The sequence below is a fragment of the Aromatoleum evansii genome, assembly GCF_012910805.1.
Taxonomy (GTDB): Bacteria; Pseudomonadota; Gammaproteobacteria; order Burkholderiales; family Rhodocyclaceae; genus Aromatoleum; species Aromatoleum evansii.
Window position 1 is genome coordinate 1 of the sequence record NZ_WTVK01000204.1, and the last position, 463, is coordinate 463.

Here is a 463-nt window from a genome sequence, read left to right on the forward strand (position 1 = left end):
GGGCTCGACAACGCCTTGGTCCAGGATAGCGTCAAGCGGGTGCTTCCCGGTTCGTTCGACCGGCATCGGAAGCTCGTCGAGCGCCTGGATGAACTGGTGGCGGCTGTCGGGGAAGCCGACCTCTACAGCACCGGTCTCGCACAGACGCTCGGCGTTTCCGTTCGGACGCTCCAGACTGCCGTGCAGCACATTTGCGGCGTCAGCCTGCATCAGCACCTTCGGTCGAAGCGGATGTGGTCGGTCCGCAAGCTCCTCGTCAAAGGAAGTCCGCTCCTGACCGTGACCGCGGCCGCGCGTGCCAACGGCTTCTGGCATCTGAGCGACTTCGCCAGATGTTATAGCCGCGCATATGGCGAGATGCCCTCGGAAACCCTCACACGGGCGCGCGGGGCCTGAGGCGGCAGGCGGGCGGGCCTGACGCCGTCAGGCCGCTCGTCCAAGGTACTCCCGATGGCATCTGCGG

Annotated in this window: 1 protein-coding gene; it reads left to right on the forward strand. The window is 66.3% G+C overall.

Going from position 1 to position 463, the window contains the following annotated elements:
• On the forward strand, positions 1-396 hold a 396-nt coding region (locus tag GO615_RS27935; RefSeq protein WP_169133080.1), incomplete at its 5' end, for a helix-turn-helix domain-containing protein.
• Between the last annotated feature and the right edge of the window lie 67 nt (positions 397-463).